The organism is Tepidanaerobacter syntrophicus (genome assembly GCF_001485475.2).
In the GTDB taxonomy this organism is placed as follows: Bacteria; Bacillota; Thermosediminibacteria; order Thermosediminibacterales; family Tepidanaerobacteraceae; genus Tepidanaerobacter; species Tepidanaerobacter syntrophicus.
In genome coordinates, this window is record NZ_DF977003.1 from 116564 (window position 1) to 140262 (window position 23699).

Annotated in this window: 21 protein-coding genes; 17 read left to right on the plus strand and 4 right to left on the minus strand. The window is 39.2% G+C overall.

What is annotated here, in order from left to right:
• Positions 1–34 precede the first annotated feature (34 nt).
• From nuoE to TSYNT_RS09510, 13 genes are all read left to right on the plus strand, one after another.
• Positions 35–523: an NADH-quinone oxidoreductase subunit NuoE gene (gene nuoE / locus TSYNT_RS09450; protein WP_059033461.1), complete on the plus strand. Its 489-nt coding sequence runs from the start codon at positions 35–37 to the stop codon at positions 521–523.
• A gap of 2 nt (positions 524–525) precedes the next feature.
• Positions 526–1074: an ATP-binding protein gene (locus TSYNT_RS09455; RefSeq protein ID WP_059033463.1), complete on the plus strand. Its 549-nt coding sequence runs from the start codon at positions 526–528 to the stop codon at positions 1072–1074.
• Position 1075: 1 nt separating this feature from the next.
• Positions 1076–1450, plus strand: a complete 375-nt coding sequence (locus TSYNT_RS09460; protein ID WP_083497734.1) for a (2Fe-2S) ferredoxin domain-containing protein — start codon at positions 1076–1078, stop codon at positions 1448–1450.
• A gap of 30 nt (positions 1451–1480) precedes the next feature.
• The gene (nuoF, locus tag TSYNT_RS09465; protein ID WP_059033465.1) at positions 1481–3274 is read left to right on the plus strand and encodes an NADH-quinone oxidoreductase subunit NuoF; all 1794 of its coding nucleotides are present in this window, start codon (positions 1481–1483) and stop codon (positions 3272–3274) included.
• Between the two features lie 17 nt (positions 3275–3291).
• Positions 3292–5046 carry an NADH-dependent [FeFe] hydrogenase, group A6 gene (locus TSYNT_RS09470; protein ID WP_059033467.1) on the plus strand — a complete coding sequence of 585 codons (1755 nt, stop codon included), beginning with the start codon at positions 3292–3294 and terminating at the stop codon, positions 5044–5046.
• Between the two features lie 235 nt (positions 5047–5281).
• The gene (locus TSYNT_RS09475; RefSeq protein ID WP_059033469.1) at positions 5282–6100 is read left to right on the plus strand and encodes a formate/nitrite transporter family protein; all 819 of its coding nucleotides are present in this window, start codon (positions 5282–5284) and stop codon (positions 6098–6100) included.
• An 86-nt stretch (positions 6101–6186) separates the two neighbouring features.
• On the plus strand, positions 6187–7512 hold the full coding sequence (gene rsxC, locus TSYNT_RS09480; RefSeq protein ID WP_059033471.1) for an electron transport complex subunit RsxC: 1326 nt from the start codon (positions 6187–6189) through the stop codon (positions 7510–7512).
• Between the two features lie 33 nt (positions 7513–7545).
• Positions 7546–8469, plus strand: a complete 924-nt coding sequence (locus tag TSYNT_RS09485; protein ID WP_059033473.1) for an RnfABCDGE type electron transport complex subunit D — start codon at positions 7546–7548, stop codon at positions 8467–8469.
• Positions 8466–9008: an RnfABCDGE type electron transport complex subunit G gene (locus tag TSYNT_RS09490; protein WP_059033475.1), complete on the plus strand. Its 543-nt coding sequence runs from the start codon at positions 8466–8468 to the stop codon at positions 9006–9008. Before TSYNT_RS09485 ends, TSYNT_RS09490 begins: the two co-directional genes overlap by 4 nt.
• A gap of 2 nt (positions 9009–9010) precedes the next feature.
• Complete coding sequence (gene rsxE, locus TSYNT_RS09495) at positions 9011–9622, plus strand: electron transport complex subunit RsxE (RefSeq protein ID WP_059033477.1); 612 nt, start codon at positions 9011–9013, stop codon at positions 9620–9622.
• A gap of 16 nt (positions 9623–9638) precedes the next feature.
• Positions 9639–10229 (plus strand): electron transport complex subunit RsxA, encoded by a 591-nt coding sequence (rsxA, locus tag TSYNT_RS09500; protein ID WP_059033480.1) that lies wholly within the window; start codon positions 9639–9641, stop codon positions 10227–10229.
• Positions 10230–10253: 24 nt separating this feature from the next.
• Positions 10254–11291: an RnfABCDGE type electron transport complex subunit B gene (locus tag TSYNT_RS09505; RefSeq protein ID WP_059033481.1), complete on the plus strand. Its 1038-nt coding sequence runs from the start codon at positions 10254–10256 to the stop codon at positions 11289–11291.
• A gap of 187 nt (positions 11292–11478) precedes the next feature.
• Positions 11479–14220: a sigma-54-dependent transcriptional regulator gene (locus tag TSYNT_RS09510; RefSeq protein WP_059033483.1), complete on the plus strand. Its 2742-nt coding sequence runs from the start codon at positions 11479–11481 to the stop codon at positions 14218–14220.
• A gap of 179 nt (positions 14221–14399) precedes the next feature.
• Here TSYNT_RS09510 and TSYNT_RS09515 read toward each other — a convergent pair whose 3' ends face one another.
• The 4 genes from TSYNT_RS09515 to TSYNT_RS09530 are packed head-to-tail and all read right to left on the minus strand — an operon-like array spanning position 14400 to position 17290.
• Positions 14400–15356: a DUF7916 family protein gene (locus TSYNT_RS09515; protein WP_059033485.1), complete on the minus strand. Its 957-nt coding sequence runs from the start codon at positions 15354–15356 to the stop codon at positions 14400–14402.
• A gap of 22 nt (positions 15357–15378) precedes the next feature.
• Positions 15379–15705, minus strand: coding sequence for a PTS sugar transporter subunit IIA (locus TSYNT_RS09520; protein WP_059033487.1), 327 nt, complete (start codon positions 15703–15705; stop codon positions 15379–15381).
• A 14-nt stretch (positions 15706–15719) separates the two neighbouring features.
• The gene (locus tag TSYNT_RS09525; RefSeq protein WP_059033489.1) at positions 15720–16028 is read right to left on the minus strand and encodes a PTS sugar transporter subunit IIB; all 309 of its coding nucleotides are present in this window, start codon (positions 16026–16028) and stop codon (positions 15720–15722) included.
• The gene (locus TSYNT_RS09530) at positions 16025–17290 is read right to left on the minus strand and encodes a PTS sugar transporter subunit IIC (protein WP_059033491.1); all 1266 of its coding nucleotides are present in this window, start codon (positions 17288–17290) and stop codon (positions 16025–16027) included. Before TSYNT_RS09530 ends, TSYNT_RS09525 begins: the two co-directional genes overlap by 4 nt.
• A 301-nt stretch (positions 17291–17591) precedes the next feature.
• Between TSYNT_RS09530 and TSYNT_RS09535 the strand changes: the two genes are divergently transcribed.
• The 4 genes from TSYNT_RS09535 (at position 17592) to TSYNT_RS09550 (ending at position 23678) form a co-directional block, all read left to right on the plus strand.
• Positions 17592–19340 carry a sigma-54 interaction domain-containing protein gene (locus TSYNT_RS09535; RefSeq protein WP_059033492.1) on the plus strand — a complete coding sequence of 583 codons (1749 nt, stop codon included), beginning with the start codon at positions 17592–17594 and terminating at the stop codon, positions 19338–19340.
• Between the two features lie 288 nt (positions 19341–19628).
• A complete protein-coding gene (dpaL, locus tag TSYNT_RS09540; protein ID WP_059033495.1) occupies positions 19629–20861 on the plus strand; it encodes a diaminopropionate ammonia-lyase in 1233 nt (410 codons plus the stop codon).
• Positions 20862–20883: 22 nt separating this feature from the next.
• Entirely contained in the window at positions 20884–22065 is a 1182-nt protein-coding gene (locus TSYNT_RS09545) for a YgeY family selenium metabolism-linked hydrolase (RefSeq protein WP_059034293.1), read from the plus strand.
• A 17-nt stretch (positions 22066–22082) separates the two neighbouring features.
• Complete coding sequence (locus TSYNT_RS09550; RefSeq protein ID WP_059033497.1) at positions 22083–23678, plus strand: N-acyl-D-amino-acid deacylase family protein; 1596 nt, start codon at positions 22083–22085, stop codon at positions 23676–23678.
• Positions 23679–23699 lie beyond the last annotated feature (21 nt).

Genomic DNA, 23699 nt, shown 5'->3' on the forward strand with positions numbered 1-23699 from the left:
TTATAACATTTAAAGCGAAGGAGAGGAAGAAATAATGTCAGTAGTTTTAAATCAGCAACAAGAGTTTGCTGAAAAACTAAAGCAAGTAGAAGTAATGTTGGAAAAATACAAAGGTAAAAGAGGTACTCTATTACAAGCACTGCAAGAAGCTCAAAATATCGTCGGATATTTACCGATGGAAGTTCAAAAGATGGTTTCAGAGGCACTAAATATTACATTAAGTGAAGTCTACAGTACTGTTACCTTCTATTCGTTTTTCAGTTTAAAACCAAAAGGAAAATACCAAATAAGAACATGCCTTGGAACAGCTTGCTATGTAAGGGGAGCAGAGAAAGTCCTCGATAGGTTAAAAACCGAGCTTGGTATCGATGTAGGAGATACTACAGATGATGGAAAGTTTTCCCTTAATTCCTGCCGCTGCATAGGCGCCTGCGGACTTGCCCCTGCTATGATTATCAATGATGAAGTTTATGGAAGAATGACCCCTGATAAAGTTCCGGATATCTTAAAGAGATTTGAGTAATCATGCAAGAACTTTCGCTGCATATCTTAGATATTGCTCAAAATTCAATAGCAGCAAAAGCATCCCTTGTGGAAATTGAAATTGAAGAAGACAAAAAGAAAGATTTATTAACTATCAAGATCAAAGACAACGGAACAGGTATGGACGAAGAAACATCTCGCAAAGTGTCAGACCCGTTTTTTACTACGAGGACAACTCGAAAAGTAGGAATGGGCATCCCTCTTTTTGCACAAGCTGCCCAAAGCTGCGGAGGAGATTTAAAGATCTACTCTAAAAAAGGTAAAGGAACAACAATTGAAGCCACATTTATATTAAGCCATATTGACAGAGCTCCCTTGGGAAGTATGTCAGATACGATGGTGTCGCTTGTTGCATCACACCCGGAAATTGACTTTGTATACAGACATAAAGTGCAAGATAAGGAATTTGTTTTTGATACTCGCGAGATAAAAAAGATACTACATGAAGTGCCTATAAATAATCCGCTGGTTCTCGACTGGATAAAAAAATTCATCGAGAGCGGCTTGAAGGAAATTGATGGAGGTGCGTAAAATGCCAGTAATCAAGTCGATAGAGGAGCTTGAAAAGATTAGAGAGCAAGCAAAAGATATGATAAATCTAAGAGTGGACAATGAAACAAAGACCCGTATAGTAGTGGGCATGGGAACTTGCGGTATCGCCGCCGGTGCAAGAGCTGTCATGCTTGCGATCTTAGATGAATTAAAGAAGAGGAATATAGATAACGTAATTGTTACTGAAACCGGCTGCATAGGTCTTTGCCAGTATGAGCCATTAGTAGATGTCATTCAACCCGGTAAGCCAAAGGTGACATACGTCAATATGACGCCAGAAAAGGCAAGAGAGGTTGTAGTAAAGCATATAATAAATAATCAAGTTGTTGATGAATATGTAGTGCCAAATGTATAACAGATGGGATAACTTAAGGAGGTTATAGAAATGGAAATATACAGAGCCCATGTCCTTGTGTGTAAAGGAACCGGGTGCACAGCTTCCGGCAGCGAAGCAGTCCTGGATGCTTTTGAAAAAGAAATAGAAAAAAAGGGTCTTTCAAAAGAAGTTAAGGTGGTTCAAACAGGCTGCCTTGGTCTTTGTGAACTTGGACCAAATGTACTAATTTATCCTGAAGGAAGTTATTACTGCACAGTCAAACCCGAAGATGTTCCTGAAATTGTTGAAGAGCATTTGCTTAAAGGCCGCATAGTAGAACGCCTTTTATATAAAGAACCTGATACCAAAGAACGTTTCCGCTCACTGATGGATATCGATTTTTACAAGAAGCAAAAACGTATAGCTCTTAGACACTGCGGGCTTATAAATCCTGAAATAATTGAAGAGTATATAGCAAATGACGGTTATGCTGCTTTAGCCAAAGCACTGACTCAAATGAAACCGCAGGAAGTAATTGATGAAATTAAAAAATCGGGTTTAAGAGGTCGTGGAGGCGGTGGATTCCCCACAGGTAACAAGTGGCAGTTTGCTGCAAATGCTGAAGGAGATATAAAGTACGTAGTATGCAACGCTGATGAAGGAGATCCCGGTGCCTTTATGGACCGCAGCGTTTTGGAAGGAGATCCCCATACTATATTGGAAGCGATGGAAATTGCAGGTTATGCCATTGGTGCAAGCGAAGGCTATATATATGTAAGAGCTGAATACCCTATAGCTGTAAAACGATTGGAAATAGCAATTGAACAGGCTAGAAACCATGGACTTTTAGGGGAAAATATCCTTGGAACCGGCTTTAATTTTGATATCTTCTTAAGACTAGGCTCAGGAGCTTTTGTATGTGGAGAAGAAACAGCACTTTTGGCTTCAGTCGAGGGGCGCCGTGGAGAGCCAAGACCAAGACCGCCATTTCCTGCAAACAAGGGACTTTGGGGTAAGCCTACAATAATAAATAATGTAGAAACTTTTGCTAATGTGCCTGAAATTATATTAAAAGGTGCTGACTGGTTTTCAAGCATCGGCTCAGAAAAGAGCAAAGGAACTAAGGTATTTGCAGTGGGAGGAAAAATCAACCATACAGGCCTTGTAGAAATCCCGATGGGAACACCACTGAGAGAGGTAATATACGATATCTGCGGAGGCATTGCCAACAACAAAAAATTCAAGGCTGTCCAGACTGGCGGACCTTCGGGCGGCTGTCTGCCGGCATCCTTGCTGGATATGCCAATTGAATATGACACTCTTGTACAAGCAGGTTCTATGATGGGCTCCGGCGGTATGATAGTCATGGATGAAGATAACTGCATGGTAGATATAGCAAAATTCTTCTTAACCTTTACCCAGGAAGAATCTTGTGGGAAATGCCCGCCGTGCAGAATCGGTACCAAAAGAATGCTTGAAATCTTAGAAAGAATAACAAACGGTGAAGGAAGAGAAGGAGATATTGAGCTTTTAGAAAATCTGGCAAACAGCGTTAAAGCTTCAGCTTTATGTGGCCTTGGCCAGACAGCTCCCAATCCTGTGCTTTCTACAATAAGATATTTTAGAGATGAATATGAGGCACATATAAAGGATAAAAAATGCCCGGCCGGTGCTTGCAAGGCTTTAATACATTATGAAGTTGTGCCTGAAAAATGCAAGAGCTGCGGTGTTTGCGCAAAGGTATGCCCGGCAGGTGCGATCAGCGGTGAAAGAAAGCAGCCATATAAAATAGATACGGATAAATGCATAAAATGCAACAGCTGTTTTGACAGATGCCCATTTGACGCCATTGTCAAGATATAGCGGAAGGAGAGAAAAACATGGGTGATATGGTAACATTAACTATAGACGGAGTAAAAGTGGAAGTTTCCAAAGATGCTACAGTGCTTGAAGCCGCAAGAAAAGCTGGAATCAGAATTCCGACGCTCTGCTTTTTAAAAGGAGTAAACCAAATAGGAGCTTGCCGCATGTGTGTTGTAGAGGTAAAAGGCGGCAAGGCGCTGCAGACCGCTTGCGTTTTACCGGTTTCAGAAGGCATGGAAGTTATTACTAACTCTCCTGCAGTAAGAGAATCAAGAAAGGTGACTTTGGAACTTTTACTTTCAGATCATAATTTGGAATGTCCCACATGCATAAGAAATCTAAACTGTGAGCTGCAAAAGCTTTCAGAAGAATTAGGCATAAAGTCTCTTAGATATCCCGGAGAAAAAAGCAAGTCTCAATATGACGATTTCTCACCTTCAATAGTAAGAGATACATCAAAATGCATATTATGTCGCAGGTGTGTAAGCACATGCCATGATGTGCAAAGTGTAGGTGTAATATCGCCTAACTACAGAGGGTTCAATACGGTAATTGCTCCGGTATACGATATGAGTTTAAATGATGTCCCCTGCACTAACTGCGGTCAGTGTATAACAGCTTGCCCGGTTGGAGCTTTAAAGGAAAAAGATGATACAGATAGAGTATGGCAGGCTTTAGCCGATCCGGAAAAATTTGTCGTAGTTCAAACCGCTCCTGCAATAAGGGTATCTCTAGGAGAAGAATTCGGCAAAAAGCGTGGAGCAATTGTAACAAATAAAATGCCTGCTGCCCTCAGAAGGCTTGGCTTTGACAAGGTATTCGATACGGATTTTTCGGCTGACCTTACAATTATGGAAGAAGGATCTGAGTTTTTAGACAGGCTCCAAAACGGGGGTAAACTTCCCCTTATAACTTCCTGCAGTCCGGGGTGGATAAAATTCTGTGAGCATTATTATCCGGAATTTCTTGAAAATGTTTCGACATGCAAATCTCCACAGCAGATGTTTGGAGCTCTGGTAAAAACGTACTATGCTGAAAAAATCGGAATAGACCCTGCAAAGATCTTTTCAGTATCTATAATGCCCTGCACTGCCAAAAAATACGAGTGCCAGCGTCCCGAGATGTTCTCTAGCGGATATCAGGACGTAGATGCGGTCCTGACTACTCGGGAAATTTCAAGGATGCTAAAGGAAGCAGGAATAAATCTTAATACTCTTCCCGATGAGGATTTTGACGAGCCTCTTGGAATATCCACCGGCGCAGGCGCTATATTCGGTGCAACCGGCGGTGTTATGGAAGCTGCCTTAAGAACCGTATATGAGATTGTTACCAAGAAAGAGCTAAAAAACATAGATTTTACTCAGGTAAGAGGAGTAGAAGGCGTTAAAGAAGCGACAATCGACATAGACGGACTCAAAGTAAACGTAGCTGTTGCCCACGGTCTTTCAAATGCAAGAGCCGTACTTGAAAGAGTTAAAAATGGCGAAGCCAACTATCACTTTATCGAGATAATGGCATGCCCCGGCGGCTGCGTTGGCGGAGGCGGACAGCCGATACTAAGTTCAGACGAGCGCTGGGAGATAGATTATAGGGAAGAAAGGGCAAAAGCAATATATGAGGTAGATCGGAATATGCCCCTTAGAAAATCCCATGAAAATCCTGCAATTAAAGCTGTCTATGAAGAGTTTTTAGGCAAACCCCTTGGCGAAAAATCTCATGAGCTGCTTCACACTCATTATGTAAAACGCGAGCTCTATCCCGTTATGAAATAATAAGAAAAGACGTAAACCAAATCTTTAAATCTCATAAATTAAATATATTAGTGGAAAGCGAAAGCTTGGAGAATAAGAAAAGCCCGCTTTCCACTTTCTTTTAATAAAATTTTAGCTAGACTATGGCGGAAACTAAAATTGCTGTTCCTTGAATAGATTGTATTTCTGGTATATAATTTAACCGTCGTTTTCATTTTTTAAATAAAACAAAAATAACAGCGGAGGTGTGAAAAAAATGAATAATTTCTTAAGTCCAAAAGAAATAGCAGAGGCATTTGACAATGTGTCTGTGGGTAAAGCAAAAAATTCACTGGTAAATTTAATTATTTTAGGAATTTTAGCAGGAGCTTATATTGCCTTTGCAGGTTTTGCATCACAAATGATATCCTATGGTATAACAAATCCCGGCCTTGCAAAGTTTGCAAGCGGAGCAGTTTTTCCAACCGGTCTTATATTAGTAGTAATTTGCGGAGCCGAACTTTTTACAGGAAATAACCTTATGATAATAGGCCTTATGGATAAAAAAATCAGCTTGGAACAGCTTTTAAGAAATTGGATTACGGTTTACATATCAAATTTTATAGGTTCAGTAATTATTGCATACCTGATAAGCTGCAGCGGCTTACTTGACAGTGGCGGTCAGCTTTTAGGAGCTACCGTAATTAAAACAGCAATAACAAAAGCATCATTACCTTTTAGCCAGGCCCTTGTTAGAGGAATTTTATGTAATATAATGGTGGTGCTTGCTGTATGGATGGCTACTGCCGCAAAAGATATCGCAGGCAAAATTTGCGCTATTTGGTTTCCTATTATGCTCTTTGTGATGTCAGGCTTTGAGCACAGCGTGGCCAATATGTATTTTATACCTGCCGGAATTTTTGCCGCCTCAAATGCGGCCTATCTTGAAGTAGGCAAGATTGATCCGTCTTCAATAGGTGTTTTGAACGCGGGGGGTCTTTTTTCAAATTTAATTCCTGTTACCATAGGCAATATATTAGGAGGAGCTATTGTAATAGGAATTGCTTATTGGTATGTATACAGACGTAATTCTTAAATCGCCATAATATTATTTTTAAATGAAGGTTTTTAGTAAAACTTGTCGAATAATAACTAGGTTAGCTCAAAGAAGGAGGCGAAAGAATGGTTAAGACCTTTAACGGTGGTATACATCCACCATACAATAAAGAATTGACCAAAAATAAACCTATAAAGGAAGCTGTTTTACCCAGCAAGGTTATACTCCCTATGGGTATGCATGTAGGTGCTCCCTGTGAGCCGCTGGTAAAAGTTGGAGATATGGTAAAGAAAGGCCAAAAAATAGGAGATTCCAAAGCCTTTGTTTCGGTGCCGGTTCATGCCAGCATTTCAGGGAAGGTAATTGCAGTAGAGCCTAGATTATGGCCGGGCGGAGGTTTAATGATGTCCGTTGTTATCGAATCTGACGGGAAAGACGAGGCCTATGAGGATATTAACCCTCCTAAACCGTTAGATAAGCTGACGCCAGAAGAGATAAAAAGTATAATACGCGAAGCCGGCATGGCGGGACTAGGAGGCGCAGGTTTTCCCACACATGTTAAACTTGCGGTACCGCCGGAAAAAAATATAGATACAATCATTGTAAATGCTGCAGAGTGCGAACCTTACATCACAGCAGACCACAGGCTGTTACTAGAACATCCGGAAGATGTGGTTTTAGGCCTTAAGGCCATTATGAAAGCAGTCAATGTGAACAAAGGAATTATAGCAATAGAAGACAATAAAATAGATGCGTTAGACGGTATAAACCGAGCCATCGCCGGAAGCGAAGGGATTCAAGTTATAATTTTAGCTACAAAGTACCCTCAAGGCGGCGAAAAACAACTTATACAAGCTGTAACTGATAGAGAAGTTCCCTCTGGCGGCCTGCCTATGGATGTAGGAGTAATAGTTAACAATGCCGGCACGTGTGCGGCTATTGCAAAAGTGCTAAAAACCGGTATGCCTCTTATTGAAAGAATAACCACGGTAACCGGTTCAGGGATAAACGAGCCGAGCAATCTTTTGATAAGAATAGGCACACCCCTTATTGATATTATAGAACAGTGTGGCGGCTTTAAAGGCACTCCCGGCAAGGTTTTAATGGGTGGCCCGATGATGGGCCTGGCCCAGTCTACACTGGATGTTCCGGCCATAAAGGGCACCTCCGGCATATTGGTTTTAGAAAAATCAGATGTAAAGCTTTTTGAACCATCGACCTGTATTAATTGTGCGCGCTGCGTAGATGCTTGTCCCATAAACCTTTTACCTACAAGACTTGCTAAATTCTCGGAAAAAGGCAGATGGAAGGACGCTGAAGACTACCACGCAATGGATTGTATAGAATGCGGTTGCTGTGCATATGTATGTCCGGCACATATACCGCTGACACAACATATAAGGATTGCAAAGAATACTATAACAGCTTTAAGGAAGAAAAATAAGAAGTAGATTTTTTCTGACAAGATAGGAGGTAGCTGTATAATGGAGGACTATAATTTGATTGTAACGTCTTCTCCTCATATACATTCAGGAGAAAGCACGTCAAAGATAATGTTAACAGTAGCCGCAGCTTTGTTACTGCCCACCATTGGAAGCATATATTTCTTTGGACCTAGGGCTTTAGCTCTTGTGATAGTAAGCAGCGTGGCTGCGGTAATAACGGAAGCCATTTTTCAAAAACTTAGAAACAGACCCATCACTATTAAAGATGGAAGTGCTCTGGTAACAGGAATGCTTCTGGCCCTTAATCTACCACCGGGACTGCCTTACTGGATGGCAGCAGTAGGTGCTGTGGTAGCTATATCTTTAGGCAAACAAATTTACGGTGGAATAGGAGCCAATCCGTTTAATCCCGCCCTTATAGGCAGAGTATTTTTGATGGTATCATTCACAGGCCCGATGACCACATGGATAAATCCCGTAGACGGGACAACTGGGGCGACACCCCTTTCGCTGATGAAAATGCAGGGAGTATCAACAGATTATATGAAACTATTCCTAGGAAATGTAGGCGGATCATTAGGAGAGACATCAGCATTACTTATTATTATCGGAGGTCTGTTTTTGATATTTAAAGGTTATGCAGATTGGAGAATACCCGCAAGCTATTTAGGCACAGTTGCGGTCTTATCTCTTATTCTAGGCAGGGATCCTATTTTTCATTTACTTGCAGGCGGCCTTATGCTAGGGGCATTCTTTATGGCAACAGATATGGTTACAACACCTATTACAAAGAAAGGCAAAATAATCTTTGGTATTGGAGCAGGGTTTTTTACAGTTTTGATAAGATTTTTCGGCGGGTATCCGGAGGGCGTGTCGTTTTCTATTCTCCTTATGAACGCCTTTACACCGATAATCAATAGATTTACCGTCCCTAGAATCTATGGTGAGGTGAAAGCCAAATGAACCAATATGTAAAAATGATAGTAGTGCTTCTTGTTATTTCGTGCGCATCTGGGGCGGTTCTAGCCTTGTCTTACGCAGTTACTAATCCGAAAATTCAACAGCAGGAACTACAAAAGTTGCAAGAATCAGTGCTTAAGGTAATTCCAGGTGCAACCAAAATGGAAGAGGTGCAAAAAGACGGAATTACAGTATATATTGGACTTGATGATCAAGGAAACAAGAAGGGGATAGCATTTCCTGCGTCAGGCTCCGGCTTTAATGGTGTAATTGAGCTTATGGTGGGATATAATCCTACTGAAGGCAAGCTTACAGGTGTTGAAGTGCTGTCTATGAGCGAGACACCGGGTCTTGGCGCAAAAATCACGGAAGAGTCTTTTACGGGACAATTTAATGGCAAGTCGGTTAAAGACCAATTTATAGTCAAACAAGATGTACAGGCGATTTCGGGTGCCACAATATCCTCTACCGCGGTAACAAAGGCAATAAAGGCCTCGCTAGATGAAATAGTAAAACTGTACCCCGTAGGAGGTGATTTTTAGTTATGCAGCTAATAAAGGATTTTGTAAATGGTATTTGGAACGAAAATCCAATATTTCGAATAGTTATAGGTATATGTTCAGCACTTGCAGTAACTACTTCAGCAAACAACGGTATTGCAATGGGAATGGCTCTTACTTTTGTGCTGACATGTTCAAGTATATTAATATCACTGCTCAGAAACATAATTCCTTCAAAGGTCAGGATTCCGTGTTATGTTATAGTAATAGCTACTTTTACTACCGTGGTCGACCTTTTTATGAAAGGATACTTTCCTGCATTATACAATGTCATGGGAATATTTATCCCTCTAATAGTGGTTAACTGTATTGTCCTTGCACGAGCAGAAGCGTTTGCTTCAAAAGTAGGCCCTCTTAGAGCAACTGCTGACGCACTTGGCATGGGCTTAGGCTACACATGGGCAATTACTCTAATCAGTATAATAAGAGAAATTATGGGAACAGGATCGGTTTTTGGGTATAAAATTCTCGGAGCAGGTTTTACGCCATGGGTTATTGCAATCTTGCCGCCCGGAGCCTTTATAGTTATGGGTATCTTGGTTGGCCTTATGAATCTTATAACTAGAAAAACAGCCAACAGCGCCGACGGCCATTAAAGGAGCGTGATTATATATGGCAAAAGAATTATTTTTTATCATTGTTGGTTCGATTTTTGTAAATAACTTTGTTTTTTCCAGATTTCTTGGCAACTGTCCATTCTTAGGCGTCTCCAATAAAACTGAAACAGCAATCGGAATGGGTATAGCAACAACATTTGTACTTACCATGACGGGAGTTGCGGCATATCTTATTCAAAACTATGTATTAGTTCCCTTCGGATTGGAAGATTTTCTTCAAATAGTTGCCTTTATCCTTGTTATAGCGTCATTGGTGCAGCTTGTGGAGATGATAGTTTTAAAAGTAAGTCCTACTTTATATAATGCCTTCGGCATATTTCTGCCGCTAATTACTACTAACTGTATTGTTATGGCTGTTGCACTTTTGATACCGCTGAACAACTATAATTTAGTAGAAAGTATTGCCCTGGGATTTGGAGCAGGAGTAGGTTTTACATTGGCACTAGCTTTAATGTCCGGCATAAGGGAAGAATTAGAATTTGCAGATGTTCCGGATGCACTTAAAGGGCCTGCAATTGTATTTATTACAGCGGGTCTGCTGTCGATGATATTTTTAGGTTTTACAGGACTTGTGCCACTAGCGTAAGACAAAGCGTGGGAGGTAAAAAAAATGTCTAATATAATATTAATTTCAATATTGAGCATGGGTGGCCTGGGCTTATTGCTGGGTGCAGGTCTTGCAATAGCGTCCAAGCAGCTGGCAGTAGAGACGGATCCGAAAGTAGATGCTATTCTTGAAGTACTGCCGGGAGCTAACTGTGGTGCGTGCGGATATCCCGGCTGTTCAGGCGCGGCAAAAGCAATTGCTGAGGGGAGAGCACCGGTTAATACTTGTCCTGTAGGGGGAGAAGCGGTTGCGAAAAAGGTTGCCAAGATTATGGGCGTTGATGATATAGGTGCCTCAGGAGATAGAAAAATTGCAAGGGTTCTGTGCCAAGGAGGAAATAATGAAGCTAAAACAAAAGCGGAATACCATGGAGTAAAAACATGTAAAGCAGCATCCATGGTAAACGGCGGCCCAAAAGCCTGTCCTTTTGGCTGCCTAGGTTTTGGCGACTGCACAATTGTTTGCCCTGTTGATGCTATAATTATGGGAGATAATGGTCTTCCTGTAATAGACGAACAAAAATGTATTGGCTGCGGCCTTTGTGCCGAAGCATGTCCGAAAAACGTTTTAGCGCTAGTTTCCGAGAAAAATGAGGTATGGGTAAGCTGCCGGGCCACGATGAAACCAAAAGAGACAAGGCAGGTGTGCAGCAAAGGATGTATAGCTTGCAAACAATGTGAAAAAGTATGTCCTTTTGATGCTGTCCATGTCAACAATAACGTGGCAGTAATTGACTATGAAAAATGTCGCAGCTGCATGCTATGTGTTGAGAAATGTCCGACCAAATCAATTGTTCCAGCATTTAGCCAGCGTAAAAAAGCGGTAATTATCGAAGAAAAGTGCACCGGTTGCACCGTGTGTGCCAGGAATTGCCCGGTAAAGGCAATTACGGGAGAGGTAAAAAAAGTTCATACCGTAAATCCGGAGCTGTGCATCGGATGCGGGATTTGTCAGGAAAAATGTCGCATGAATGCTATCGAAATGGTGCGTGACGGCGAAAAAGAGATAAAAACTAACAACAAATGCGCCACTGCAAAATAATAGAAATATTAGCTAAAACCTATACGTTTATCACAAAAGCCCGAATGCTTAATTACGCGTTCGGGCTTTTGTGAATAAGAAATGTGTTATTATGGATATAAGAGTATGGCTTAGTGAATGTTTATTGCCATGGAATACTGCAAGATATTAAGATATTCACAAAATACAGTAAGTAGGAGCTACCGTAATGAAGCGATATCAGAAAGTATATGAAACAGTAAAATCTGAGTGTATGCGACAATTAGAGCAAAATGGTGAACTTTTCGGAGTTTGTGCCCAAGAAGTTGCAGAGATTTTAAAGATATACCGTTCTAATGCTTCCAGCGACTTGAACTACCTTGTGCGAGAGGGAAAGCTGGAAAAAGTAAGTGGAAAACCCGTTTTTTATAAGATTAAAGCAGAAGATCTTGATTTATTAACAAGACATAAACTTTACATAGAGAAGAGCAATCAGAAAGCTCAGGGGGTTTTGGATAAAATTATCGGAGCAAATGATAGTCTTAAGACAGCTGTATTGCAGGCAAAAGCGGCTATTATGTATCCACCTATGGGCCTTCATACCTTACTGCTGGGCGAAACCGGTACAGGGAAATCTATGTTTGCTGAAGCGATTTATAGACATGCTAAGGAAATTGGAATACTAAAAAAAGAGGCTCCATTTGTAACATTTAACTGTGCCGACTATGCCCATAATCCACAGCTTCTTATTTCTCAATTGTTTGGAGTAAAAAAGGGGACATACACAGGGGCTGATAAGGATAAAGCGGGTCTTGTGGCCAAAGCTGATGGGGGAATACTTTTCCTTGACGAAGTTCATAGACTGCCGCCCGAGGGACAAGAAATGCTTTTTTATCTTATAGATAAAGGTTTGTATAGAAGGCTTGGCGAAATAGATGCGTTACATGAAGCACGAATTCTAATTATATGCGCTACTACAGAGGAGCCGGAATCCTCTCTTCTTTCAACCTTTATAAGGCGAATACCGATGACAGTAAAACTTCCACCCCTTAGGCAGCGCACACTTAGCGAGCGCTTAGAACTCATAAAAACTTTCTTTACAGAAGAAGCAAAATATCTAAAAATTGATATTCATGTAACTGAAAATTCCATGAGAGCCTTATTACTCTATGATTGTCCAAATAATATAGGGCAGCTTAAAAGTGATATAAAATTAAGCTGCGCAAAGTCTTTTATCCGTTACATATCCGGCAAAGAAGAGGATTGCCTCAAGATTAGAAGCGAAGATTTGCCCGAGTATGTAAGAAATGGCATACTGCATTACAGGGAACACCGAGAAGAGCTTAAAAGGCTTGGCCTGAAAAGTGAAGCAGTTTTTGGAGCAGAAAAGGATAAACCTCAAATTCTTGATAAAACAAATACACTTAATATTTATGAGGTTATTGAAGAAAAAAGAAATACTTTAAAACGAAAGGGATTGACAGAGAAAGATATTGACTTAATGCTATCGCTTGACATAGAAAACATTTTAAAAAAATATATTTCAAGACTTAATGAGCAAAGCATGGAGCAACTTTACAAAGTAGTTGATAAAAAAATTGTTGCCATAGCTAAGTGTTTTTTGGATTATGCAGCAAGCCAATTGAATAGAGTTTTTAGCGAAAAAGTATTGTACAGCATTTCTATGCATGTCTCCAGCACTTTAGAAAGGATTAAAGCCAATAAAATTATTTTTAATCCACGTACCAATGAAATCAAGACACTGTATCCAAAAGAATTCGGTGTTTCTTTTAAAATGGCTGAACTATTAAGAAATAATTTTGGAGTTGATATACCAGAAGATGAATTAGGATTTATTACTATGTTCTTAATAACAGAAGAAAACGGAAAAGAAAACAAGTCGTCTCGCGTCGGGGTAGTGGTTGCAATGCATGGGGAAACTACAGCTACTTCTATGGTGGATGTAGCTGCAAAACTGCTGGGCGAAAGACACGCCGTAGGCTATAATTTGCCTCTTGATAAAAAGCCGGAAATAGCTCTTGAAGAACTAACTGAATTGGTAATTAAAATAAATGAAGGCAAAGGTGTAATCGTTTTGGCAGACATGGGGTCCCTGGTGTTTTTTGGCGATATTATTCACGAGAGAACCGGTATACCCATAAAGACCGTCGAAATGGTAAGCACTCCAATGGTACTTGAAGCTTCAAGAAAAGCGACAATGGCGGCAAGCCTTGATGAAGTGTATGATGCAGTCATAAATTTTAGTCCTTATATTGGCCGCATTTATTATGCTGATAACCTAAACTATAACAAGGGCATAAGAGATGATGTAATAGTAACCGCGTGCTTTACAGGCGAAGGTGCAGCCTTGAAAATGAAGGATATTGTGGAAAGATATTTAGATAACACTTGTAAAAATGCAGATGTTATTCCTATAGATATAAATTCAGTGGAAGATTACAATAGAAAAATCGCTCAGATAAAACAGGAAAAAAATATCCTTGCAGTAATTAGTTCTGTAAAACCGGAAGATATTACATTAAAATATCTTTCACCAAAAGACCTTCTTGAAAATAAAGCGGAAAGCTTCTTGAAATCAGAGCTCTTAGACAAAAATATTGTTCTTATAGAGCAAATGAAAGAAGTAGTCAAGGAAAATACAAGTATTGATTCGGAAAAGTATATTAAAGACTTTATCACTTTCTATAAAAGCTTAAAAAAGCACAACATAATACTCAATGAGGATATGATAGTAGGCTTTATCCTTCACATTTCCTGCGCAATAGAGAAAATCCAAACAGGCACCTTTAAACCTAAAATCAATACCGCTCAAATAAGTTTTCTAAAGGAGAAATACCCGGAAGATTTCAAGACAGTCGCCTCAGCACTGGAATCCATGGAGAAATCATTTAATATTAGTTTCCCTGATGAAATATATTCAAATTTAGTGAAGGTAATTCATTTCTTGTAATAACAATTGTTTCACCAATAATATTCTTCGCTGCGCTAAGAATTACAACATATTGCTCGAAATGGTAACGAATGAATAATAAAGTGCCCTGATGTGTCAATAAGACACAATAAAATAACAGGAGAATATAAAAAGTATCGCGGAACACATTAATGTTCAGCGATACTTATACTTAAGATTTATTTTCTTAACGAATAAGCCATCCGGCGATATGTGTGCCTTTTTCCTCTTATTGCAATAGAAAGGGCTGATATATTTTCCGGTAAAGCAATACCGCCATAACCTGCATCGCCGATGTGTTGAATATCTGCTCCTGCCATTTTTGACATTAAGGCCATATCTTGTATCACGTTTAAATTAGCACCTTCTTGCGAAGTCCCTATGGCAGTTAAAGCCATTTTTCCAGTTTCGTGAACTGCGCTTATTTGACGGCGACATAGCTCGAAATCCAATCCGGGTATCGTTCCCGGCGCCCCTATTAAAATAATATCTGCACCTGCCTTAGAAAAGTCTTGGAGTACTTTTGGATCGTAGATATTATCACTGCCGGCGCCGTGCATCTTCCCCGCGATTATTACAGCTTTATCACCTAAAACATCCGCAGCTTCCTCGATTCCTTTTAAAATATCCTCACTTGTAATTCCTGTTTTGGGATTTCCGGTTATGACTATGTAGTCAAAACCCAGTTCTGATGCTTTCTCCAAATTTTTTTTGTTTAATTTTCTGCCCTCGCAATAATTAGTATTTTTTGGAACCGGCTCCATGTTTACACCCAACAATCTTCCAACTACATTTTTTATTTTGCGTATATAATCTCTATCAGCAGAATTTCTACGAAGGATTTTTTGAATTTCAGCAGATTTATTTACCATATCAGATGCATCTGATATTGCCAAGTCTTTATCATCTATACCAAAGATGAACGGTGCGTCAAAATCAAATGAATTCAGTGTAATCATATCTGCACCAAAGGCGGCAGCAAGTTCCGGATTGCTTACACCGTATACTATGGGTTGTTTTGCGACATCGGTTTCCGCCATTACTGTTCTGCCTTCTGATGAGCTTATTGATAAAAGCAAATCCTTTTTTGAGATATTCATCATGTCTTCAAAATTTAATTCAAATGTTCTTTTCACAAAAATTCACTCCAGCTTCTATTTATTCTATCGATTTTTTGTTTTTAAAAGCGTTTTCATAAAGCTCGATAAACTCTTCTATAAGGTCCTTTGCCAATGTTGCTGCCATAAGATGGTCTTGAGCGTGGATAAGCAGTAAACTAATATCATATTTTTCACCGGCAGCTTCTTTGTGCAAAATATCACTTTGCACATTATGGGCATTGATCAATTCTTCTTTGGCTTCACTTATTTTTTGACGGGCTTCTTGAAAGTTGCCTTCTTTTGCAAGCTGCAATGCTTCAAAGGAGAGACTGCGTGCATTTCCAGCGTGAGCTATAATAGATAAAATTATCTGTTCATAATCCATTTTCGAGAACTCCTTTAATTGTTTATAAGGTTTATAGCAAGATCTAAAATCTTAGTGCTGTCTACCGATCCATATATAGCAGGTGGAATTATTGTATATTTTTTGCCTCTTTGAGCACATAGGTTTTTGATATATGGCTCTTTATATCGAATTTGCGGACCAACCATAACTACATCATAGTCATCGATGACTTGCTCTAATTCTTCAATAGTATTAGCGTCAACTTTAATATCTTCTATTTTTCGCTTCTCAATTTCTTTTTTCATTTTTTCAACAATCAGGCTTGTTGACATACCGCCTGCACAAACTAATAATATTTTCATACATCTTCCTCCATTGCTTGTTTTGTTTCTTCATCAAATTTCATCTTATCCCACATTCTAAGGAATGGATAATAGATGATAGCGGCAATAATAATATTAACTAATTGCAGTATAATGGCTTTCCAATCCCCGGTTGTTAAGAAACCGCTGATAAAAACCGGAGTTGTCCATGGGACTATCGCATAAGGTCTAGCGACTAAATTAGTTGCCATTGCAATATATGTTGTAATGGCTGCTGCCAAAGGAGCCAATATAAACGGAATAAACATTACAGGATTCATTATTATTGGCATGCCAAAGGTTATAGGCTCATTGATATTAAATATTGCGGGCCAGATTCCAACTTTGCCAATAGCTTTTAACTGCGAAGACTTAGCCTTTAATAACAAAAGAGCAAGAGCAAAAGTTGCACCGGCACCGCCGACAAAAACAAATACATAAATAAACTGGTTTGTTATTATATTCGGCAGCATTTCCCCAGCTGCTTTAGCTACTGCATTTTGTTCAGATAAAGATAACCATACTGGTCCTAAAAATACTGCTACAATATCGGCTCCCTGTATACCAACACACCAGAGAAGTTGAATTACAACTATTGCTACGAGAGTAGCAGGTAAAGAAGAGCCTAGGTTCATGATAGGTATACCGAGAACAATGTTAATTGCTTCAGGCAAGGTTAATTTTGTAGTTGTCAATAATACAATGTTAACAATCCAAACTAAAAGCAACGCAACAAATCCCGGAAGCAAAGCTGCAAAAGACCTGGCAACAAAAGGCGGAACCTCAGCCGGCATTTTTATAAAAATGTTTTTCTCCATGAAAAATCTTTGAATTTCTACTGCTAGTATTGCTATTATCATAGCAACGAATAAGCCTTTGCTTCCTAGCCATTCTGCAGGAATATTACCATTATCTGTAGCTGGCATCGAAAGTAAAAATGCCGATACACTTATTATACCGGATGCTAGGCTGTCAAGCTTGTAAGAATTCGAAAGTGAGTATGCAACCGAAAAAGATGCTACAAGTGCAAGGATTCCAAAAGTAGCATTAGAAACCTTGGAAAGTTCGCCTCTAAAAGGTGCAACTGCGGTATCTAGAGCTTCTATAGGCGGGTAAGCTATTATTAAAAATAGAGAGCCAACCAACAAAAGTGGCATTACAGCAACAATTCCTTCACGCAAAGCTTTAAGATGTCTCTGTTCCGCAAGCCTTCCTGCGAAAGGCATAAAGTGATCATTTAAAAAATTCATGATAGCGTCCAAAATAATCATCCCTTCTTTTTTATCTTATAATATTATCCGGAATTAACATAGAAGCAAAAACTATGCCATAACTTAAAAGCTTGATTTTATCAAGGCAATTTCATATGTGTATTAATATGTATTATAAAGTTTAATAGATATTGCTGATGTGTATTGTGAGTGTATAATGCATCCTGAGTAAGATAAATATTTTTTAAAGAACAAATTTGATTGTATTATTTTTTAAAACTGATAAACTTAAATTATCAAAGTGATAAAAACAAAATTTTTACTAAAAGATAGCCTACAGGAGGAAATAAAGTTGGCAAGTATTTTAAAAAGCATGCAGAATACTGTTGAAAAATATGCCAAAGTCTTATCTCAGGTTTTGGGTGTTGATGTAGAAATCGTAGACGATAATTTTGAGCGTATAGCGGGCACAGGCATGTTTTCCGGCAGAATAAACAAGAATATGGAAAATGAAGGCTATGTGTATAAGGATGTCATGAAAACAGGTAAACAGCAAATTATTTCAGAACCCGGTAAGCATGAAATATGCAAAAACTGCCCTAAAATCGCTCAAGAAGGTCATTGCGAAGAAACCTTTGAAATGAGCATGCCCATAAAAATTGGAGAAAAGGTTGTAGGCGTGATGGGCTTTGTGTGCTTTAGCGAGATACAGAAGGAGCACATTTTAAGTAATTCAGAGACCTTTATGGAATTTTTAGAGCAGATGTCTGATCTTATTTCATCAAAAGCAAAAGAAGAAATCGAAAAACAGAACATGCTCACTCTTATAGATATGTTAAATGACATAATCGATAAAATAGATCAAGGGGTCATTGTGTTAGATAAGAATGAAAAAATTTTAAAGGCAAATAGCATAGCAAAGAGTATTTTCAGTATAAATGATACGGCAGATGTATTCCCCGAAATAAAAATAAGAACAACCGGAAATTCTCTTTTAAATATGAAAGAATATGAGCTTAAGGCAGGAACTAAAAATTATATCTTAATTGGAGAGGAATATGAAATTTTCGAAGGTGACTTTAATTACAGCAAAGTGTTCATATTCACTGATTTAAACTCACTAAAACAGAAAATGTTTTCTGCAACAACTACAAGAGAGAATGTGAATCTCGAAAATATTATCGGTGAATCCGAGTCAATAAAAATGCTTAAAAATAAGGTCAAAAAGATTGCTCCATCATCTTCAACGATTCTTATCACAGGGGAAAGCGGCACCGGAAAAGAAATATTTGCCAGAGCCATACATGCCGAAAGCGATAGGAAAAACAAACCTTTTGTAGCAATTAACTGTGCAGCAGTGCCTGATACACTTCTTGAAAGTGAGCTTTTTGGATATGTAAAGGGAGCTTTTACCGGAGCAGACCCCAATGGAAAAATTGGCAAAATAGAGTTTGCCAATAAGGGCACCCTTTTTCTGGATGAGATAGGGGATATGCCTCTTTATCTGCAGGCAAAACTTCTTAGAGTTTTTGAACAAAAAGAGATTGTAAGGTTAGGTTCAAATACGCCTGTGCCTGTCGATGTCAGGATAATTGCCGCAACAAATAAAAACCTTGAAAAACTTATTGAAGAAGGGGCGTTCCGCGAGGATCTTTATTACAGGCTCAATGTCATACCCTTTTATATACCGCCCCTTCGTGAACGTAAAGATGATATAAGGGTGCTGACAGATTACTTTGTTCATAAATATTCGGCGCTCTTTAAAAAGAAAGTTATCGGCTTTGAAAGCAAGGTTTGGGATTTGTTATATAGTTACAGCTGGCCCGGAAATGTCCGTGAACTTGAGAATGCAGTGGAGTACATGATAAACATGTTAGACGACAAAGGCATAATAACTGTAAACTTACTTCCTCAAAAAATAAAGACTGATTTAAATAGAGATGACAGCTTAATTACATTGGAAGAGCTGGAAAAGGGTTTAATAGAGCGTGCCCTTCATTTATATGGAAATACCGTAGCAGGGAAGCAGCAAGCTGCGGATGCGCTGGGTATAGGAATTGCTACCTTGTACAGAAAACTTAAAAAGTATGATATACAATAAACTTACCAATTATCATTTTGATAATCATCTATCATTTTGATAAATGATGTCACGCCTTCAACATTAGCCAAAACTGCTTTTAGGTGATTATATTTATCATAATGATAAATATAATCGAAGCTTCAAAGAAACAATATAAAAATTAATTATTCGAAAAACCGCCTAAAGCCTTCTGATACAAGGCTTTTATTTTTTATCATTGATTTCGAAAGTTTAGGCATAATACTTGCATTATATTTTAGTAAAGAATCATGAAGCTTTAAAATACTAAAAGGCAGGTATCGACTAATGAACGATTTACCGATTAAGTTTATTTATAATAACAATGCTAGAAAAAATTATAGCGAAAAGGTTTCTGTAGATGTTATGTCACAAGAGCAAGTTAAAAAGGTGCGTAATTTTCACAAAAGCTTTCCTGAATATTCAGTGACACCGCTGCATACTTTAGACAACCTTGCCAAAAGATTTGAGGTAAATAAAATCTGGGTAAAGGACGAATCTTATAGATTCGGTCTTAATGCTTTTAAAGTTTTGGGCGGCTCCTTTGCTATAGGCATGTATTTAGGCCAAAAGCTTGGCATGCCACAAGAAGAAATAACCTTTGAAAAACTGCGTTCGAAGGAAATTAGAGAAAAAATAGGAGATATCACTTTTGTAACTGCTACCGATGGTAATCATGGGCGAGGCGTAGCATGGGCAGCAAGGCAGCTGGGGCAAAAATGCGTAGTTTTTATGCCTAAGGGTTCTTCAAAAATTCGCCTGCAAAATATAATAAATGAGGGTGCTGAGGCATCGATTACAGAATACAATTACGACGATTCTGTAAAAATTGCAATGGAATATGCCGAAAAGCACGGAGGAGTTATTGTACAAGATACGGCTTGGGAAGGATATGAAGACATACCCCTTTGGATAATGCAAGGATATGGTACGTTAATCGATGAAGCGATAGAGCAAATTGAGGGACTTGGTGAAGATAAGCCTACGCATGTTTTTCTCCAAGCGGGAGTAGGTTCCTTTGCAGGCGCTGTCCAGGGCTATCTAGCATCGCGTTATAAGGAAGAAAGACCTGTAACACTTATAATTGAGCCTGAAACAGCTGCCTGCATATATGAATCGGCGAAGGCAAATGACGGAAAGCCCCATGCCGTAAAAGGCAGTCTTGATACCATTATGTCAGGGCTTGCATGCGGCGTGCCAAATATAATAAGTTGGGAAATTTTAAGAGATTATGCTGATATGTATGCTATATGTTCTGATAATACGGCAGCAAGAGGTGTAAGGATACTTGGCAGCCCGATAAAAGGAGATGCGCAAGTAATTTCCGGAGAGTCAGGAGCTGTAGGCATGGGAGTTTTAAGTTTGATAGCAGAAGCTGAAAAACTCAGCAAAATGAAGGATCTACTTAGGATTGACGAAAAGTCAAAAATCCTCCTTATAAGCACAGAAGGCGATACAGATCCGGTGGATTACAGAAAAATAGTTTGGGATGGAAAATATCCTTCATACGATCTTTTGTAAAAATATGAGAGGTGAAAAAGAAATGCTAACAGAAAATCAACAAAAAGAAGTAATAAATCTATGTCAAGATTTAATAAGAATCAGAAGCTATTCCGGCCAGGAGGAAATGCTTGCCGCAAAACTGGCTGATACTTTCAAGGCAATGGGGTTTGATGAGATTTTAACTGATGATTATGGTAATGTAATAGGCCATATGAGAGGCGGTAAATCCGGCAAAGTTATTTTGTTTGACGGTCATATGGATACTGTACCTGCTGACGAAAGTCAGTGGAGCAAGGCACCTTTTGAAGGGATTATTGAAGAAGGGAGGATATACGGCAGAGGAGCTTCGGATATGAAAGGCGCTATAAGCGCGATGGTGTGTGCGGCTGCAAATTATGCAAGAAGCACAAAGAAGGATTTTGCTGGAGATATATACATTGCAGGTGTTGTCCACGAGGAATGCTTTGAGGGAATAGCATCTAGAAAAGTCAGCGAAAAAGTAAACCCTGATTATGTTGTCATAGGAGAAGCTTCAGAGTGCAACATTAAGCGCGGGCAGAGAGGAAGAGCGGAAATAGTCATAGAGACTTTTGGCAAAAGCGCCCACTCTTCAAATCCTAAAGCAGGAATAAATGCTGTCTATAGTATGACAAATTTGATTGATGAAATCCGCAAAATAAAGCCTATTCATCACGACTTTTTGGGAGATGGAATCTTAGAACTTACAGATATAAAATCATCGCCTTATCCCGGAGCATCCGTGGTGCCTGATTATTGCAGAGCAACATTTGATAGGAGACTTTTGGTGGGCGAAACAAAAGAAAGCGTTTTGCAGCCGATAAAAGATATTATTACAAGGATGGAAAAAGATGACCCGAACTTTAAAGCAAAAGTGTCCTATGCTTTAGGGGAGGAAAAGTGCTATACAGGCACAAAAATACAGGGAGAAAGATTTTTCCCGGCATGGCTCTATGATGAAAAAGAAGATTTTATCCAAAAAACCTATGAGGGGCTAAAAAGCGCAGGCTTTCAGCCTGAAATAACCCATTACTCTTTTTGCACTAACGGCAGTCACTATGCGGGAGAAGCGAATATCAAAACACTTGGCTTTGGTCCGTCTAAAGAGAGTCTTGCACATATAGTAGATGAATATATAGAAATCGAGCAGCTTCTAAAAGCAACATGTGGCTATTATGAAATAATCAAGGCTTTATTAAGCTAAATCAAGGAGGGTTTTAGATGAGCGTTTTCGATATCATAATTAAAAATGGCCTTGTAGTCGATGGAACAGGTGCCAAAGGCAAGAAGGCAGATATAGGTATAAAGGATGGTAAGATCGAAGCAATAGACGGCGACCTTAAGGATGCTGAAAGTAAAACAATAATTGATGCATCAGATAAGGTAGTATCCCCCGGATTCATCGATACCCACAGTCACTCGGATTTACACGTATTTGCAGAACCTTTTGTTTCGCCAAAGATTCGCCAGGGAGTTACAACTGAAGTTATTGGTCAAGATGGGATGTCGCTTGCACCTATAAAAGATGAATACATTTCTTCTTGGAAGAAAGCTATGGCAGGCTTAGAAGGCGAGTATGAAGTAGAGTGGACCTGGAGGACCACTGGTGAATACTTAAGCCGGTTAGAAGAGCTTGAGCTTGGCCCGAACATTGCATTCTTAGCACCTCATGGCAATCTACGCCTTTCAGCTATGGGGCTTGATGATCGCCAACCGACTTCGGAAGAGCTTAAATCAATGGAAAAACTTTTAGAAAAAAGCATTCAAGAAGGCGCTTTTGGTATGTCTACAGGGATGATATACCCACCTTGTTGCTATGCCAAAATCGATGAGTTTATTGCTTTAGGGAAAATACTTCATGATGCAGGCGCTGTTTTTGTAACACATCAGCGTAGCGAAGCAGATAGTATATTAGATTCTATGGATGAAATTCTTACTATCGGAAAAGAAAGCGGCTGCCGAGTGCATTTTTCCCATTTTAAAGTTGCCGGTAAGAAAAATTGGGATAAATTTCCAAAAGTAATGGAAAAGCTGGATAAATCAAATAAGGATGGTATTACTGTTTCCTTTGATCAATATCCTTATGTAGCAGGCAGTACAATGCTTGGAGTAATTTTACCGCCCTGGGTCCACGACGGAGGAACAGATAAACTTCTGGAACGACTTAAAAGCTCGGAATTAAGGAAAAAGATGAAAGAGGACATAATCAACGGAATACCGGGATGGGATAATTTCATTGACTTTGCAGGCTTAGACGGAATTTATGTAACATTTGTTAAAACAGAAAAGAACCGTGATCTTGTTGGCAAAAATTTAGTTGAAATCGGAGAAATAAGGGGAAAAGACCCCTTTGATGCAGTATTTGATTTACTGCTCGAAGAAGAAAATGTTGTAGGTATGGTGGACTTTTATGGAAAGGAAGAACATGTTGTAGAGATTATGAAAAGGAAAGAACATAATGTATGCACCGATGGCATTATGGGAGCAAAACCTCATCCTCGGCTGTATGGGACATTTCCTCGTATTTTAGGAAAATATGTTCGAGAAGAAAAGGTACTGGATTTAGAGACAGCGATTTACAAAATGACCGGCAAGCCCGCAAGCGTTCTTGGCTTAAAAGATAGGGGACTGCTAAAAGAAAATTATGCAGCAGATATAGTTATTTTTGATCCACAAAAAGTAAAAGATACCGCCGATTATGTTAATCCTATCCAGTACCCCGAGGGAATTGATTATGTAATTGTAAATGGGCAAATACTTGTAAATAATGGCAAGCCGCAGCCTGTAAAAGCAGGTAAGGTCTTAAGATTTAATTAAATTAGTTAAAAAATTTAACGG

Coding starts and splice junctions, on each gene's coding strand:
- nuoE (WP_059033461.1), top strand. CDS start 35: ATGTCAGTAGTTTTAAATCAGCAACAAGAGTTTGCTGAAAAACTAAAG.
- TSYNT_RS09455 (WP_059033463.1), top strand. CDS start 526: ATGCAAGAACTTTCGCTGCATATCTTAGATATTGCTCAAAATTCAATA.
- TSYNT_RS09460 (WP_083497734.1), top strand. CDS start 1,076: ATGCCAGTAATCAAGTCGATAGAGGAGCTTGAAAAGATTAGAGAGCAA.
- nuoF (WP_059033465.1), top strand. CDS start 1,481: ATGGAAATATACAGAGCCCATGTCCTTGTGTGTAAAGGAACCGGGTGC.
- TSYNT_RS09470 (WP_059033467.1), top strand. CDS start 3,292: ATGGGTGATATGGTAACATTAACTATAGACGGAGTAAAAGTGGAAGTT.
- TSYNT_RS09475 (WP_059033469.1), top strand. CDS start 5,282: ATGAATAATTTCTTAAGTCCAAAAGAAATAGCAGAGGCATTTGACAAT.
- rsxC (WP_059033471.1), top strand. CDS start 6,187: ATGGTTAAGACCTTTAACGGTGGTATACATCCACCATACAATAAAGAA.
- TSYNT_RS09485 (WP_059033473.1), top strand. CDS start 7,546: ATGGAGGACTATAATTTGATTGTAACGTCTTCTCCTCATATACATTCA.
- TSYNT_RS09490 (WP_059033475.1), top strand. CDS start 8,466: ATGAACCAATATGTAAAAATGATAGTAGTGCTTCTTGTTATTTCGTGC.
- rsxE (WP_059033477.1), top strand. CDS start 9,011: ATGCAGCTAATAAAGGATTTTGTAAATGGTATTTGGAACGAAAATCCA.
- rsxA (WP_059033480.1), top strand. CDS start 9,639: ATGGCAAAAGAATTATTTTTTATCATTGTTGGTTCGATTTTTGTAAAT.
- TSYNT_RS09505 (WP_059033481.1), top strand. CDS start 10,254: ATGTCTAATATAATATTAATTTCAATATTGAGCATGGGTGGCCTGGGC.
- TSYNT_RS09510 (WP_059033483.1), top strand. CDS start 11,479: ATGAAGCGATATCAGAAAGTATATGAAACAGTAAAATCTGAGTGTATG.
- TSYNT_RS09520 (WP_059033487.1), bottom strand. CDS start 15,705: ATGGATTATGAACAGATAATTTTATCTATTATAGCTCACGCTGGAAAT.
- TSYNT_RS09525 (WP_059033489.1), bottom strand. CDS start 16,028: ATGAAAATATTATTAGTTTGTGCAGGCGGTATGTCAACAAGCCTGATT.
- dpaL (WP_059033495.1), top strand. CDS start 19,629: ATGAACGATTTACCGATTAAGTTTATTTATAATAACAATGCTAGAAAA.
- TSYNT_RS09545 (WP_059034293.1), top strand. CDS start 20,884: ATGCTAACAGAAAATCAACAAAAAGAAGTAATAAATCTATGTCAAGAT.
- TSYNT_RS09550 (WP_059033497.1), top strand. CDS start 22,083: ATGAGCGTTTTCGATATCATAATTAAAAATGGCCTTGTAGTCGATGGA.